14 protein-coding genes are annotated in these 15,864 nt (G+C 36.8%); 10 read left to right on the forward strand and 4 right to left on the reverse strand.

The window, feature by feature from the left end; translation table 11 throughout:
- Positions 1 to 7: 7 nt before the first annotated feature.
- Complete coding sequence (locus tag M0M44_RS11895) at positions 8 to 1,399, reverse strand: RagB/SusD family nutrient uptake outer membrane protein (RefSeq protein WP_248729958.1); 1,392 nt, start codon at positions 1,397 to 1,399, stop codon at positions 8 to 10.
- An 11-nt stretch (positions 1,400 to 1,410) separates the two neighbouring features.
- Positions 1,411 to 4,431 (reverse strand): SusC/RagA family TonB-linked outer membrane protein, encoded by a 3,021-nt coding sequence (locus M0M44_RS11900; RefSeq protein WP_248729959.1) that lies wholly within the window; start codon positions 4,429 to 4,431, stop codon positions 1,411 to 1,413.
- 483 nt (positions 4,432 to 4,914) lie between these two features.
- On the opposite strand from M0M44_RS11900, the gene M0M44_RS11905 reads away from it, so the two are divergent.
- Entirely contained in the window at positions 4,915 to 5,190 is a 276-nt protein-coding gene (locus tag M0M44_RS11905) for a helix-turn-helix domain-containing protein (RefSeq protein ID WP_248729960.1), read from the forward strand.
- Between the two features lie 65 nt (positions 5,191 to 5,255).
- Here M0M44_RS11905 and M0M44_RS11910 read toward each other — a convergent pair whose 3' ends face one another.
- Positions 5,256 to 5,432, reverse strand: a complete 177-nt coding sequence (locus M0M44_RS11910; protein WP_248729961.1) for a histone H1 — start codon at positions 5,430 to 5,432, stop codon at positions 5,256 to 5,258.
- 70 nt (positions 5,433 to 5,502) lie between these two features.
- The gene (locus M0M44_RS11915) at positions 5,503 to 7,200 is read right to left on the reverse strand and encodes a helix-turn-helix domain-containing protein (protein WP_248729962.1); all 1,698 of its coding nucleotides are present in this window, start codon (positions 7,198 to 7,200) and stop codon (positions 5,503 to 5,505) included.
- A gap of 333 nt (positions 7,201 to 7,533) precedes the next feature.
- Between M0M44_RS11915 and M0M44_RS11920 the strand changes: the two genes are divergently transcribed.
- From M0M44_RS11920 to M0M44_RS11960, 9 genes are all read left to right on the forward strand, one after another.
- A complete protein-coding gene (locus M0M44_RS11920) occupies positions 7,534 to 8,223 on the forward strand; it encodes a hypothetical protein (RefSeq protein ID WP_248729963.1) in 690 nt (229 codons plus the stop codon).
- Between the two features lie 288 nt (positions 8,224 to 8,511).
- A complete protein-coding gene (locus tag M0M44_RS11925) occupies positions 8,512 to 9,399 on the forward strand; it encodes a helix-turn-helix domain-containing protein (protein WP_248729964.1) in 888 nt (295 codons plus the stop codon).
- Positions 9,400 to 9,428: 29 nt separating this feature from the next.
- Positions 9,429 to 10,631: a hypothetical protein gene (locus M0M44_RS11930; protein ID WP_248729965.1), complete on the forward strand. Its 1,203-nt coding sequence runs from the start codon at positions 9,429 to 9,431 to the stop codon at positions 10,629 to 10,631.
- A gap of 16 nt (positions 10,632 to 10,647) precedes the next feature.
- On the forward strand, positions 10,648 to 11,214 hold the full coding sequence (locus tag M0M44_RS11935) for a hypothetical protein (protein ID WP_248729966.1): 567 nt from the start codon (positions 10,648 to 10,650) through the stop codon (positions 11,212 to 11,214).
- Positions 11,215 to 11,453: 239 nt separating this feature from the next.
- Positions 11,454 to 11,939: a hypothetical protein gene (locus tag M0M44_RS11940; protein WP_248729967.1), complete on the forward strand. Its 486-nt coding sequence runs from the start codon at positions 11,454 to 11,456 to the stop codon at positions 11,937 to 11,939.
- Between the two features lie 127 nt (positions 11,940 to 12,066).
- Complete coding sequence (locus M0M44_RS11945) at positions 12,067 to 12,405, forward strand: DUF4134 domain-containing protein (RefSeq protein WP_248730001.1); 339 nt, start codon at positions 12,067 to 12,069, stop codon at positions 12,403 to 12,405.
- Positions 12,406 to 12,417: 12 nt separating this feature from the next.
- Complete coding sequence (locus M0M44_RS11950; protein WP_248729968.1) at positions 12,418 to 12,729, forward strand: DUF4133 domain-containing protein; 312 nt, start codon at positions 12,418 to 12,420, stop codon at positions 12,727 to 12,729.
- A gap of 28 nt (positions 12,730 to 12,757) precedes the next feature.
- Positions 12,758 to 13,408, forward strand: coding sequence for a DNA cytosine methyltransferase (locus M0M44_RS11955; RefSeq protein WP_248729969.1), 651 nt, complete (start codon positions 12,758 to 12,760; stop codon positions 13,406 to 13,408).
- Positions 13,389 to 15,857 carry a TraG family conjugative transposon ATPase gene (locus tag M0M44_RS11960; protein ID WP_248730002.1) on the forward strand — a complete coding sequence of 823 codons (2,469 nt, stop codon included), beginning with the start codon at positions 13,389 to 13,391 and terminating at the stop codon, positions 15,855 to 15,857. The genes M0M44_RS11955 and M0M44_RS11960 overlap by 20 nt, the downstream gene beginning before the upstream one ends.
- The last annotated feature ends 7 nt before the right edge of the window (positions 15,858 to 15,864 follow it).

A 15,864-nucleotide genomic window follows, 5' to 3' on the forward strand; every position in this document is an offset into this window, starting at 1 on the left:
AGTTGGTTTAATACCCTGGATTCTGTGGTCTCAGGTTTGGATTTGCACTCAGTTCATTCTGGGGTATTGGAAGCAGGCTGTCGGCAGTGTTCCATCCCTGCTTAACGGCTGAAAGAACCGCATCAATTTTATTATACCGTTTCAAGTCAAAAAATCGATGCCCCTGTTCTGTGAAAAGCTCCCATTTTCTTTCTTCAAGCACTGTCTGAAGAATTTCATTCTGTGAGACAGCCAATGTATTCCCAAGGCCTGCACGATGTCTTATCTTATTGATATCGTCCTTAGCACCGATTAAATCTCCCTGATGCGCTCTGGCTTCAGCTCTTATCAGATACTGCTCTGCTGCGCGAAAAACTATAGAATATTCTTTGGAAGTTCCTGTAAAGTCCTGCTGTTTATATTTATAAGGATGGTACCAAGGGGTACTACCATTCATAACGGTTTTAATCCAACTGTTTTTTCTAAGATCTCCAGAAGTGAAAGAATTATATAAATCCGGGTTTAGAGATGTAAGCACAGGCGGGCCTGAAAGAAATATAAAGGTTGTCCCCTCCTGTGCATTCTGTCCCGCAACGGTCGATTTTAGCTGCCAGATGGTCTCTTTGGAACCGATTAAAAAAACCTGATTCAGATCAGAAATCAATACATAGGTGTTGCTCTGGTTTAAAACTGCTGAGGATTCATTTGACGCTTCAGCAAATAATCCTCTATATAAATAAACTCTTGCAAGCAGTGCTTTAACAGCATACTTGTTAGGACGGATCCTTTCTGAGCTGCTATAGGCTGAAGGAAGCAGATTAGCCGCATTTTGAAGATCCTCTGTTACGTTTTTATAAACATCTGCCAGGGGCTCTCGCGCCGCAAAGCCGTTTACCGTATAATCCGTAGTTTTGATATAGGGAATGCTGCCAAATAAATTTGCTAGATAAAAATGAACCAGCGCTCTAATAAATAAAGATTCACCCTGTAATTTTGCCTTATTCTCAGCCGAAAAAGCAGCATTCCCCGCCACACCTTCCAAAACTGCATTTGCCGCATAAATCTGATTATAGGAATTATTCCAGTAATCCGCCACATTTGAATTAGACGGCAGAAGCGCATTATTGAAAAAGCTTACCGTAGTGCTGGTTGGCGACCCGAAGGCAATAAGTTCGTCCGTATAATTTCCAAGCTGGTTTGATATGCCTGTATTAGATCCGGTTAATATCCCCGTATCTCTAAGCTTTGCATAAATATCAGAAAGCGCAGCATCTGCTGTTGCATAGTCTCTAAAAACCCCTTCGCTGGTAAGCTGTGATTCTGGAAGATCCACTTCTACAAATGAATCACATGATACCTCGGCAAAAGCGAGAATTACAATAAAAAAGACTTTAAAGTATATAATAATTTGTGTTTTCATGATTTTCGGATTTAAAATGTCAGCTGTACGCCGGCAGTCATTATTTTTAAGGGCGGCAGATATCCCATAGTTGTAAATTCAGGATCGCCGTCCCTGTATTTTGTGAATGTAAGCAGGTTTTGCCCCTGAAGCATCAGTCTGCATTGCGTCTCTTTTAATTTCAGGGGAAGATCATAGGTAAGCGCAATATTTTTAAGACGGATAAATGAGGCGTCCTCATTGCTGGCAGTGCTTCTGCTGTAGAAATAATTCGCGTTTACCGCAGCGCTGTTTGTCCCTGAGGTGTAAAGCTGATACCTTGCCTCATCGTTAATACCCTGCCAGCTGTCGGCCATTCTTACAGGCTGGTTGAGCATCTGTCCTGCAAGACCGTTCAAGTAGACTCTGTTCTTCTGATTAACAAACTGGAATAGAAAATCAAGCTTCCAATTCCTGAAGCTAATCTGGTTCTGAAGTCCTCCGTAATATTTTGGATTCAGGTCAGCGGCTATCTGCTGGTCATCGGGAAACGATATCTTCCCATCGCCATTCAGATCTTCAAACTGATAAACACCAGTCTGCGGATCAACTCCCGTATACTGATAGAGCAGCCTGATATTTAGAGGTTCTCCAATTCTGTACTGCTGGCTGTAAGAGGAGCTTTCTAGTCCGGGAAATCGCACCAGCCTGTTTCTTGCAAATGTGAGATTAAAGTTTGTCGTCCAATTAAAACTGCCTGCGTTTACATTTACGGTTCTCAGCGTCAGTTCCAGTCCTTTATTTTCTACCACTGCACCCAAATTGCCCTGCAGGATTGTAAAACCTGTTGTGCCTGCGATCGGCATGCCGGTCAGCTGATTTGAGGAACGGTTCTGATACCATGATGCTGTTGTGAAAATCCGATCTTGAAGAAAGCCAAGTTCGAGAGCAGCTTCAAATTTTTTATTTATTTCCCACCCAAAATCTTTATTGAAAAGTCTGGAAGGCTGCAGACCAGCTGTTCCGTTGTAGGATGTCTGCGAAACAGTATAGGTATCCAAATACTGATAATCCCCTATCTGGTCATTTCCCGTTGATCCGTAACTTGTTCTGAGTTTTCCAAAACTCAGCCAAGAGCTCTCTCTCAGGAAATTTTCTTTTGAAAAGAGCCACGCTGCCCCCGCAGCACCAAAAAGAGCAAACTGATTTCCCGGACCAAAACGGCTTGATCCATCTCTTCTGGCCGTAAGATTCAGGATATACTTTTGCTGCCAGTTGTAATTGATTCTCCCAAAAACTGCCTGATAGCGGTACTGTGTCTGATCATCAAGCAGTATGGTGACATACGATGCGGCTGCCAGATTATAGATCAGACTGTTGGAGGCAAATCCGTTGCCTGTCTGGTAGAGGCTGGCTGTATTCTGATTTTGAAAAGTAGCTCCCAGTAATACATCCAGACTGCCCTGCGAAATATCTTTCGAATAATTTAGCTGCGGTTCAATAATCCATGAAGAGCGGGAAGTGTTATTTACATAAATGCTGGATCTGGCACTCGTAATATTATTTGCAGGATTATAAATCGTGGAAGGCGAAGTTCTGGTTTCAGCTGTAGAAAGGTTTGTAAAGCCAAAACTGCTTTTTATAAAAAAATTGGAAAAAACCTCATATGAAAGCACCGTATTGGCAACTAAATCATTTGTTTTTGCTTTAAAAACCGCATTAAGGTTCCTCAGAGGATTATTCCATGTTTTATTCTCCCAGTTCAGACTTCCATCAGCGTTATAAAGAGCAGGGGCATTTGGAGGCAGATTCCGAGCATCAGATGTAAAATCAAATGCAGGCAATTTGTTGTCCTGAACATTATATCCGGCTGAAAAACCCAGACGAAACTTCCCATTATCAGACTGATGGTTTAAATTAAACTGGCTTCCTCCTTTCTTGTACAACGCATCTCCGACAAACACTGTTGATTCGGTATAGTAATTCCCTGATAGGATAAACTGTGTTTTCTCCGACCCTCCTGAAACTGATCCGCTAATATTGTTGATTAATGCAGTGCCTCCAAGAAGTTCTTTCTGCCAGTCTGTATAACGGTTCTGATCCCAAGTCCCATCGACATCATAATCACGGGCCTGGTAAGAAACCTTGTCATTTTCAAATGCCTTCCTGCGCATCGCCAGATACTGCTCGGTATTCATCAGATCCATGAATCTGGTGACTTTTCCAGTTCCTGTTGATGCCTGAACTGTAAATGCTGTTTTGCCTGCGCTCCCTTTTTTAGTGGTGATAAGCACCGCTCCGTTTGCGCCTCTTGATCCGTAAATAGCAGTGGCATCAGCGTCCTTTAAAATCTCTATGCTCTGTATATTTTCCGGGTTGATGCTGTTTAAAGGGCTCGTAACGGTGGGATATGCAGTAGCGGTCTGATTGTATCCTATAGGGGTGGAAGCGTAAGGCACCCCGTCAATGATGTATAAAGGCGCATTGGCATCAGAGCGCAGACTATTCTGTCCTCTGATTTTAATATCAAAACCTCCGCCCGGAACACCTGTAGTCTGCGTCACACTTACTCCTGCCATTCTCCCTTGCATTGTTGCAAGAACATTAGTTACAGGTTGAGTTTCTATATCTTTGGAGGTAATTCGGGCAATACTCCCCGTACGGTCACTTTCCTTTACAGAATAATAACCAGCATTTACCCGAACTTCCTGTAATGTTGTTGTATCGTATTGTAGTATAATGTCGACTTTTGTGCTTCTGTTTATTGGGACATACTTAGTTTTAAATCCCAAAAAGGAAACTATCAAAGTGTCATTAGAACCAGCATTAATTATATACTGTCCTCTATAGTCTGTAATAGAGTAGTTATTACCAGTACCTTTTACGCCAATGGTTACTCCGGGTAGAGGAGCAGAGCCGTCTGTAACAGTTCCTTTTATCTGATTCTGTTGTAAAACAAAACTGAAATGCCGAGATGAATTAACGGCAAACGATGATGAAAAAGTGAACAAAACTGCCGTAAAAATTAGGCAATAAAGCGCTTTCCCATCCTTGTGGAATGAAAAATAATTCATAATATTGGGATTGGTTAGTTAAATTGATTTTGATTAGCTAAGGTCCTCTACGCTAGTTTGGTCGCTGCCGTTGAGGGCCATTTTTTTGCTTTGAGATAAGGCAAACAACAATTTTTTAATTCACAGGCATTATTATTTCAGGGTTAGTTATTACTAATACGATAGAAAAATAAAGAAAGAATTGCTAAGAATTAAAAAGATGAGTAAAATAAAAAAGGCGCGGAACTCAGCTTATCGAACGGAGGTACTGGTATACCATGCAACAATAAGTGAGCCCACGCCAAAAGACGTGAGCATCGTACTTATCATCCCGTTGCTAAAAATTACCAGTTTTCCGTCCGAGATTCAAAGCGAATGCTTCAATATTTTTTTGAAGAATCGCAAAAATAATATTTTTTACAAAATGTATGATGTAAAGATAAAAATTAAAATGACAAATATGTCATTGTTTGTGATTTTTTTTCTTGGTTGCTTTGGTACATTATGGGACAAATTAAAAATGATAGACTTCTAACAGCCGTAAAGCTTGTTCTTAAAGAACTTCGCTTGAAAACTGGTTTGACCCAAGAAAAAGTTGCAAACGATATAAAAGCTAATAAAAATCTGACAATTCATATTGGTAGAAATGAATCTGGTAATTTGAATATTAGCATAAGTACACTTTTCGAAATATGTACTTATTATGAAATATCAATTTCAGAATTTTTTAAACGTGTAGAAGAGATTGATAAAGATTTAAAGATTACTAATCACAAATAGCACTGTTGTAAAAATAAAAATGCCTTCCAAATATTTGAAAGGCATAAATTTTAAAAAAGGAAAAGTTACTTTTTAGATTCCTCGATAGAAACTTTTCTGAACTCCTTTAAAAGTTTTTCAAGTTCTAAAGAAGATTTACGAGCTCTTGCTCCAGCAGCTTTAATTCCTTTTTCAGAAAGAGATTCAGATTCTATTCTGAATGTTTCAATCTCAGCACTAATTTTTGCGATTAGATCTTTCATAATGTCATGTTTTTTTAATTACGTCAGCAAATTTAGAAGTTTCAGATTATAAGAAGTTCGATAAAATGAATTATTTACTTAATTGCTCAATGAAAAAATTAACAGGCATTTCAGTTTTCTGCTTGAATGCTAGTGCAAATTGCTGTGTACTGCTGAAACCAGCCTCTTCGGCCAAAGCTGAATTGCTATATTTTCTGGACATTCGATCATCGTTTAGTAACGCTATAATATAGTTTATTTTAAGATCGTTAATGTATTCTACGAAACGCTTGCCTTTATAATGAGAAATGACTTTGTAGAGATATTTGGAGTTTGTGTGAAGCATGTTGGCTACTACATTGAGCCGAAGATCTTTTCCTAGAAATTTTTTAGAATCTTCAAAACTCTGAAGTCCATTCAAAATGGAAGTAATTGTTTCTGATGGTATGTCAAGTGTTGGAGATTTTTCTTTTGGCAATTCTTTTTTATCTTTAGGTTTCGTATTTAATTCAAGCATTAGCTCATCAAATTTCTTTTTATAGAACTTTTTATTCTTTTGATGCCTGTAGTTGAGGTAAAACGAAACTGTAAAAAGCACCAATATTATACCTGCAAAAATTAGATCATAGTGCTTCTCCTTTACCAGTTCTTTATGAATCTTTTTATTTTCATTTTGGATTTTTTCTTTCTCAATCAGCAATTCTTTAGTATCGTAATTCTTATGTATTTTTGTTACTAAATACTTGTAGGTATTGTTAAGTATAGTATCTGCTCGGAGAAGCTGATCGATATAGTAAAGCTGTTTACTAAGATCTTTTTTGTTTTTGTAATAAGTGATGAGAAGTTCGTATGATTCCCGAAGATCTGGTCTAATGTATTTTTTTTCTTGAAAAGCTTTGTCTACTTTTAATAAATAGGGTAGGGCTTGGTCTTTATTTCTTACAGACCAAAAACTTTTTCCAATATAAAAATATCCGACTGCTTCATTAGCAAAATCTCTGTTGTCTTTTATTTTTTCAACTACAGATTCTAATTTAGAAATAGCTAACTGATAATTTTTTTTGAAATATTCATTAATTCCATCCGAATGAATGAAATAAATCTCCATATCGGAAAGACCCAGAGATTTACCCTCATAAATCCCTTTTCTATTAATCTCAGAACATAAACCGTAATTTCCAATCCTATTATAGCATACCCCTATGGAGTGAAGAGTGTTTAAATATGCGGAGGTGTTTTCTACTTTAAAATAAGTTAAGCAATCATTAAATAACGCGAGAGCTTCATCGTAAAAACCAAGATAGTATTTAATTTGAGCCATATGATATTTTACCTTATTAATCAGGTATTTGTCATTTGACCTAGAAATGTAGTTATTAGCTCTAATATAGTTTTGAAAGGCATTCTCATAATCTTTCCGTCCATAATATACAATTCCTTTTGAAAGATATGAAGAACCAAGTAGCGTATTATCTCCTGCCTTTTTAGCAGTGTAAATCATGCTGTCTGCATAAATTATGCGCATTTTATCAGGTGAATGATGAAGATAGTTTTGATAAGCAAAAATTATCTCTTTCCAGTTTTTCTCGTTTTTGGCTTTTTTTAGATAGGTTAGCAGATAAACGGATGCTTTTGAACTGTCTTTTCGATGATTGTATAATTGATCATCAAGGTACGTGTAACTTTTATTTTTTAATGAATCAGAAGCTTTAAATTCTTTTTTCTGTGCAAATCCGAAATCAAAAGAAAAAGCACAAAGCAGCATTACAAATAATAAATTTTGTTTCATAGGGGCAATGTTTTTTTAGATATTTCTTTGTGATATTATAAATCCTGAAAAAAAGTTGCCTCTACAGGATTATCTTGCTAAAGCCAACTGTAAAAATAGGTTAAATTATTGAATGTTAAGGGATTGTTATGTTAAAATGAAGTATGGATTTCCATGAAATCCATACTATAAATTCATGGAAATCCACACATAATGGCTTGCGGAACGATTTTTAACGAAATAGTTTTGTTTCGAATTCAACGGCAAAATGTTCAGCAGAGTGCTGAATTAAAGTTCTGCCAATCCGGATGAAATGGACTGGGAAATTCCCGTTCACCATCAAACTATTATCAAATGAAAAGTTTATTATTAATGAGCATGACTGCAATTTTATTATTATCATGTTCGGCTGACCAAGATTATAATTCAGAAATTGAGAGCACTTCTGTTCCACAGACACATGAAAAAGCAATTTATGCCTTAAACACAATGAATCCTTTTGAAGAAACAGGTATTAATTTTTTCAATGATTTTGATTTTTATGTTTCTAAAAATGGATATCCTACTTCTAATGAACAGCTAATTAATCAAGTCCTTTTCTTGATTGATAAGAGAGTTAATAACAAACAAAGTGGTAAAAGTATCATTACTATAACACCCGAATTGATTCTCTTAATTTTAGCAAACCCTGAAGAAAAGCTTGTGGAAATTATTGATAATTCCGATTTGAGTATTGCAGTTAAAGCAAATCTGAATTTATTTATTGCAGATCTAATCAGCAAGCAGCAGGATGATTATGATGAGGTTTACGACCACATTGTTACATATGAATCAGCTATTGTAGTAGATTCACTTTTGGAGGAAGATGAAAAAGATACAATTTTGAAAGTTTCTTCCATTTCAAGATATTCATTATATGCTGAGGCTAGAAAACGAGATCCGGATTGGCAAACTTCAGTAACAAATAGACCATCAGGCGATTTCCTAAAAAAGAACCAAATGACATTTATTAATCTGGCAGTTCTTCTAAATGTGATCAAATAATACTTAGGTTGATTTATAAAATCCTATAAAAATGAAACTGCGAGGCATTTTATTTACGCTTTTGATTTTAATAAATGTAATAAGTCTCTATTTCATCTTAGATCTATTTTTCTATGATGGAATAGAGGACTTAAACCTTAATGTCCAAAATTTACGAAATACTAGTAGAACTTCAGGATACGTGCTGTATATCACAACTCTCTCAAATCTGTATTTCTTCTTTTTTTTAATTATCAGAAGAAAATTTAAAGACTGAATAATTCAAATAAGTTCCTTAAAAATAGGGTTATGCTAAAGAATTTAATTAATATAAAAATAGAAGATTGTCCAATTGACGGATTCGATATTCATCTTATTAAAAAGTATGAACAGAGTCAAGCTAAGGAAGATTCTTTTATGTCTGAAAATCTAGCAATCTTACTTATTAGATCTGGCAGTTTCATACTGAAAATTGAGGACATTATTCAAGATTTGTCGGCGCGCGATCTTATTATAATTCCTAAAGATACAGACTGTAATATTCGTGAGATCCGTGATAAATCGCAAATTTACCTTGTTACATTCTCATCTGATTTTGCCATTAGAAATTGTTTAAAGAAAGAGCTAGTTGATTCTTTCTATTTTTTTATCAGAAAAGAATCGATAAAAGCTTCACTAGATGAAAATGAATATTCAGTCTTATCGCTTATATACAGACTCATTTATTATGTAAATCTAGAAGCAAAGAGAGAAGCGTATGAAAGTGAACTTCTTCGAATAAGTTTGAATCTATTCCTTTATGAGCTTAAAATAATATATTCAAAGTATGCGTCAAATGTTCTACCAAACTTCACTAGAAAAGAAAATATAGTTATACAGTTTCTAACTATTTTGTCCATTCACTACAAAAAGCAGCATCAAGTTCAGTTTTATGCGGGTGCTCTATTTATGACCTCAATATATCTAAATAGAGTGGTAAAAGAAATAACAGGAAAAAGCGCTAAAGTACTAATTATAGAAGCACTTATAAGCGAGTCGAAAATTCTATTGGAAGACGTTCAGATAAGTTTTTCCGAAATAGCGGAAGAAATGGAATTTGCAAGTGTATCAGTTTTTGGAATATTTTTTAAAAAGTATACTTCATTATCGCCGTCGGAATACAGAGCCAATTTTATTGAGAAATTCAAAAGCGGGTAGTTAATGCACTTTTCAAAAAAAGCTATACTATGATGAATAATATATATCCATTAGAATGGTTTGATTCTTTGATATTGCAGACATTTGATCCATTAAGCAAAAATATTGATAGTCTGACCGATAACGATATTGAAGTTATTTCTGAAAATATTTCCAAAGAATCCATTAAAATTCAAGTGCATCTTAAAAACGAAGTTTTTTCATTAAAAAAGAAAAGACATATTCGTGTCACAGTCAGGCAGTATCATTCAACACTGATTTTTCTGCTGGACAGCATTATAGAGAATAGAACAGAGAAAGTCCTTCAATCTGAAAAAATAAGACGCCTTGCTGATCTTCTAATTACAAATCTGGATTATCTCATTTCTTTCATTGAGGATAGGTTTTCGTACTATCTAAGTCTCGATGAGAGAGTGCCAATTACCTATCTAATGGTGTGCAGAAAAGAGCTTGCGTTAAAACTGCAGAGAATTAATAAAAGAAATTTAAGCGCAGAGCCTGATAAATTGACTATTAAAAGAGTAATTAAAATACTTCAGAATGCAATCGAGGCTGACAACGGTAAGAAACTTACATACCGGCGCATTCTTTACTTTAGAGAACTTTCAAAGCTTCTGGAGGAGCATTCGGGTGATATGGAAAATCCTTCGATTTTCACCCCGCTAGATGAACTGCTGATTGATCATAATTTTAATTCCGTACAATATATTTCAATTCTGACGGAAAGAATGACTGAACAGATTTATGCCACTGAAAATCACCTAGCCAAATTGAATCTGCTACTGCTGTTTTTCAAAGACTTCAAGCAATTACACTCTAATATAAAAATAACCTTTGATGCGAGCCATCAGAATATTAAGGATGTCTTGGAGAATTGGTTTACTTCTGAGATCAGTTTTCTTCAGAGTCGCGATGAATTTGAAGAATCAGCACATTCACTTTCTCGGAGAAATTCCAATCCATCTCATCAAACAGTGGAAAATAAAATTCAATGCACACTTTCATCTGATCAAATGGGGCTGATTTTAAGAGCCACTGATGAAACGAGAGTATTAAAGGCGAAATCAATGAGTTTAATTTTTAAGACAATCGTTCCTTATCTCTCAACTCCATTCAAGAGAAATTTATCATATCAATCGGTGAGGAGCAAGTCATATAATCCAGAAGAAAAAGATAAAGAATTTGTAATTAAAACATTAGAGAAAATTATTAAGCATATAAAGGAATACTAATTTAATTTATGAGATCATGAAATCACTATTAAGAATACTGCCGTTGTTCAGTCTTGTATTTATCTGCTGCCAGAACAATAAACTGGATAATAGAACAGCAGAAAGTATGATTGTAAAAAAACACCAATTTCCTCAAGAAATTGATTTTGAAGTTTTCTGCAATGATCCTGTGCATGCTAAAAAAATGCTGGATTCAGGTTTAGAAGAAAAAGGTTTTGTAGAGATAATAAAAGTTAAAGGCTATAAAAATAGAGATAAACCTTTGATAGAGTTTACAGATTCAGCTAAACCTTTTCTGCTTGAAACGACAGCAGAAGAACGAGAATACAAGATCCAGAAAGTTAAGATAGGATTGAAGAAGTTTGGTCAAATCATTCAGATAACTGCTGAGACAAATGATAAAAAGATGGCTGTGGTCGATTATATTGTTCAGTATGAAATTAATGAATTTGGAGTGTTATGGCCTGGACTTCCAGAAGAAAAGAAAGAAAAAGCATATTTTATCCTCTCTGATAACGGCTGGAAGATTATTGATAAAAAAGATGCTGAAATAATGATGTTTAAGAAGATTATAGAATATTAACTATCGTAAACTGTAAAATAGACCTCCTTTTAAGGAGGTTTTTTTATGGACTCATTTTTTTGTCATTCGGTCAGCCCTTAATATTAGTGAAAGGTACAGGGGTACAACTGGGGTACAGAAAAAGTTGTACTTGTAGAAGTTTTATTTCCGAAGTTACTTTGGACAGTATAATAAACCATAATTGTTCTTCTTGGTTTATTCATAGTATGAGATGATGTTGAATGATAAATGAAAATGCTATGTTAAATTCTATTACATGGAACAGTTACATTGTAGCTGTTATTACTCTATTAATTTTATGGTATCTGTTTGTTGGATTACGTTATTATTCTTTTGAAATAAAGGAAATTCTGCAAGGGAAAAAGAAAATTAATTTTTACCTCTTGCGAAAGAAGCCAATCAATGACCCATTCCAATCTTTCGATCAAGAACAGACTAACCAGACAAATCTTAATGAAGCATTTGAAGAATCATTTGCCACTCTTGATGAGGTTAAAGAACTGTCAGCCCGCTTGACAGCAGCAGTTACGGAAAGCGCAGAATTAAAGCGCTCAAATCTGGAATTCAAGAATTATATCCGATTAATTCTTTCCGATTATCCATATGTAAAGATTTCTTCTTTACGCAGCAATGTAAACATTCTGCTTGCTCTTGATTCCGAAAAATATCCCGAACTGCTTCTTACTGCAAGTGAAACAGATGAATTATGGGAAGAAAATAATTAAAAGACAGCAGAGGAACTTTCCCCGTCCGCTCTAGTGCGGTAAGGTAAAATGTGACAAGGAGAATAGATGATGAGACGGCGCTGTTCCTCTGCTTTTGAATTAATATTAATCTTTAAAATGAGGTATGATGGTGAATGATGGAATAAAATTAAAGTGTTTTTTTAAAAGGAACAAGAACTTAGTAAGCTTAATTTTTCTGCTTTTAATTATTAATGGAAATACATATGCCCAGGATGGTGTGGCAGGAATAAATGAGGCGAACCAAAAGGTAAGGAGTTATTTTGATGCGGGCACAGAACTCATGTACGCAGTCGGCGCAATACTCGGACTTATAGGTGCTGTTAAAGTTTACCAGAAATGGAATGCCGGAGACCCTGATACGGGCAAGGTAGCCGCCGCATGGTTTGGAAGCTGCGTGTTTCTTGTCGTCGTGGCTACGGTAATCAAATCTTTCTTTGGTGTCTAAGCAGTCTCAAACATGAGCAGTGTTTATCAGATCAACAAAGGAATCAATCAGTCAATTGAATTTAAAGGCCTTAAAGCCCAGTACATATGGTATCTGGGAGGAGGTGTTGTTGGACTGATGATTGTTTTTGCAGTGCTTTTTATTATCGGAATTCCTTCACTGTTATGCGTTATTTTAATTGGTGCAGCAGGAACGGTAATGGTAATTAAGATTTATAAGATGAGCAGGAAGTATGGAGAGCATGGCATGATTAAAGCTTTAGCTTCCAGACAAATTCCGAAATGTGTAAAAGTGCGCAGCAGGTCAGTTTTTTTAAAGCGATAGTCTTAGAACGTTAAAAAGGTGATGAATTATGAAAGTCTTAAATCTTTATGCCGGAATAGGAGGTAACAGAAAAAATTGGACCAATGTATCAGTCACTGCTGTTGAACTTGATCCGCAGCTTGCAGCCATCTATTCAGAGAACTTTCCTGAGGACACAGTCGTGGTCGGAGATGCGCATCAGTTTCTTCTGGATCATTATAATGAGTATGATTTTATCTGGTCTTCGCCGCCATGCCAGTCCCATTCATCCTTCAGGCAGAATATATGTGTGAGATTTCGCGGCACTCCTGCGGTATTTCCGGATATGCGGCTGTATCAGGAAGTCTTGTTTTTAAGGCATAACGCTGAATGTTTATGGACAGTTGAAAATGTAAAGCCTTATTACAAACCTCTGATTGATCCTGATGCTGCACTGCAGCGCCATTTAATCTGGTCAAATTTTGAGATTTCTCAGCCTGATCTACAGCCATCAATAAAAATACGGCATGCACAGATTCCTGATCTTGAACAGGCTTTAGGTTTCAGTTTAAAGGAGTGCAGTATTTCAAACAAAAGGCAGGTGCTGCGAAACTGCGTGGATCCGAATTTAGGAGAGCATATTTTGAATGCAGCCAGAAGCCTCTGGCAGAGAAAAGCAAAACTTAGTAAAGCAAGGAAAAATGGAAAAGGAATTGGATGATGTTTTACCGATTATGGATGTGCAGCATGACTGCATTTTGTCAAAACAGGGTGATATAACGGTTGTGTTTAAAGCTGATCTGCCGGAAATTTTTACGCTCTCGGACCACGAATATGAAGCCTTTCACCAGTCATGGATTAAAGCTGTGAAAATACTGCCAAAATTTACTGTTTTTCACAAGCAGGACTGGTTTTTGGAAAGCAGCTACAAAGCGAATTTTGACAATGAAGACAGCAGTTTTCTCACAAGAAGCAGCGAGCGTTTTTTTAATGAGAGACCATTTCTGGATCATTCCTGTTATATTATGATTACAAAAAAGCCGGAGGGGAGAAAGAATTCCAGTTCGCTTTTTTCTAATCTCATAAGGAATAGCATTGCACCTCAGGAAGTGACTAAATCCCAGTTTCTTCAGGATTTCATTGACACTACAGGCCAGTTTAAAAGGATTATGGAGGACAGCGGGTTTATCCGTCTGACCAGGCTAAAAAATAATGAACTCAAGAGCCAGAGCAGAAAAATTGGACTCATTGAAAAATATTATTTTTTATCTGCAAATGAAAATTCATTTGTTTACAGCGATCTTAAGTTTTCAGAAGGTATGCAGATAGGAGATAAGCACAGCCAGCTTTTTACCCTTGGAGATGCTGCGGATCTGCCCTCGCTATGCGGGTCAAGAATCAATTTTGACAGATATTCGACCGATAAGACAAAGTTCAGTGTCGGTTTTGCTTCCACGCTGGGACAGCTTCTTTCATGCAACCATATATACAGCCAGTATATTTTCATTGAAGATGCGCAGAAAACGATCCAAAAGCTGGAAAGTAAAAGATTAAGACTCCAGTCATTATCTGCTTACAGCAGAGAGAATCTGATTGCAAGGGATTCTGCAAATGATTTTCTAAACGAAGCGATAGCGCAGCAGCGGCTTCCGGTTAAAGCGCATTTTAATGTCCTGGGATGGACCTCAGAAAAAGAAGAGATGAAAGATATAAAAAACAAAATCTCATCAGCCCTGGCGCAGATGGATGCAGCCGCCAAACAGGAAACTGTGGGAGCGCCGCAGATCTACTGGGCCGGCATTCCCGGAAATGCTGCCGATTTTCCAATGAATGATGCTTTTGACACTTTTACAGAGCAGGCTGTATGTTTTCTGAATATGGAAACAGGCTACCGCTCCTCGCTGAGCCCCTGCGGCATCCGTCTGGGTGACCGTCTGACAGGCAAGCCTGTTCATGTTGATATCAGTGATGAGCCTGTAAAGAAAGGCATCTGCACCAACCGAAATAAGTTTATACTCGGTCCGTCGGGAAGCGGCAAATCCTTTTTTACCAATCATATGGTCAGAAGCTATTATGAGCAGGGAACCCATATTGTACTGGTGGATGTCGGACACAGCTACAAAGGATTATGCGATATGGTGAACGGCTATTATTTCACTTATGACGAGAAGAACCCTATCCGTTTCAATCCTTTTTACATCAGTGAGGGCGACAGTCTGGATACCGAAAAAAAAGAAAGCATTAAAACGCTGCTGCTAGCCTTATGGAAGAAAGATGATGAAACGTTCAACAGAAGCGAGTATGTGGCGCTGTCCAATGCACTCCAGCTCTATTACGAAAATCTTGAAAAGGATAAAAACATCTTTCCCTGTTTCAATACCTTTTATGAGTTTCTGAAGGAGCAGTTTGTATCAATCCTTCAGGGAGATAAAGTAAAAGAGAAGGACTTTGATGTCAATAATTTTCTCTATGTGCTCCGTCCTTATTACAGCGGAGGTGAGTTTGATTACCTTCTGAATGCCACAGAGAATCTGGATCTTTTAAAGGAAAGGTTTATTGTATTTGAACTTGATAATATTAAAGACCATCCCATTTTGTTTCCAGTGGTGACCATTATTATTATGGAGGTATTTATAAGCAAGATGAGAAAACTCAAAGGAATCCGTAAAATGATTTTAATTGAAGAGGCATGGAAAGCCATTGCAAGGGAGGGCATGGCGGAATATCTGCGGTATCTTTTTAAGACTGTTCGCAAGTTCTTTGGCGAGGCAATAGTGGTGACCCAGGAGGTGGAGGATATTATTTCATCTCCTGTAGTGAAGCAGGCCATTATCAACAACAGCGACTGTAAAATCCTGCTGGATCAGAGCAAATACCAGAATAAGTTCGACCAGATTCAGGAGCTGCTCGGGCTGACCGAAAAGGAGAAAGCTTTGGTGCTTTCTGTAAACAAAGCCAACGATCCCGATAAGAAGTACAAGGAAGTTTTCATATCTCTTGGAGGGATGCTTTCAAAGGTCTACAGAACTGAAGTGTCTTTGGAAGAATACCTTGCCTATACCACTGAAGAAAGTGAGAAAGTCAGAATGAATGCTTTTGCAAAGCAGTTTGGCGGGGACATTAAGAAAGGGATTGCCGCAATGGCACAGGAAATTAGAAATGGGAATTAAAAATTAA

The sequence above is a fragment of the Flavobacterium humidisoli genome, assembly GCF_023272795.1.
Classification (GTDB): Bacteria; Bacteroidota; Bacteroidia; order Flavobacteriales; family Flavobacteriaceae; genus Flavobacterium; species Flavobacterium humidisoli.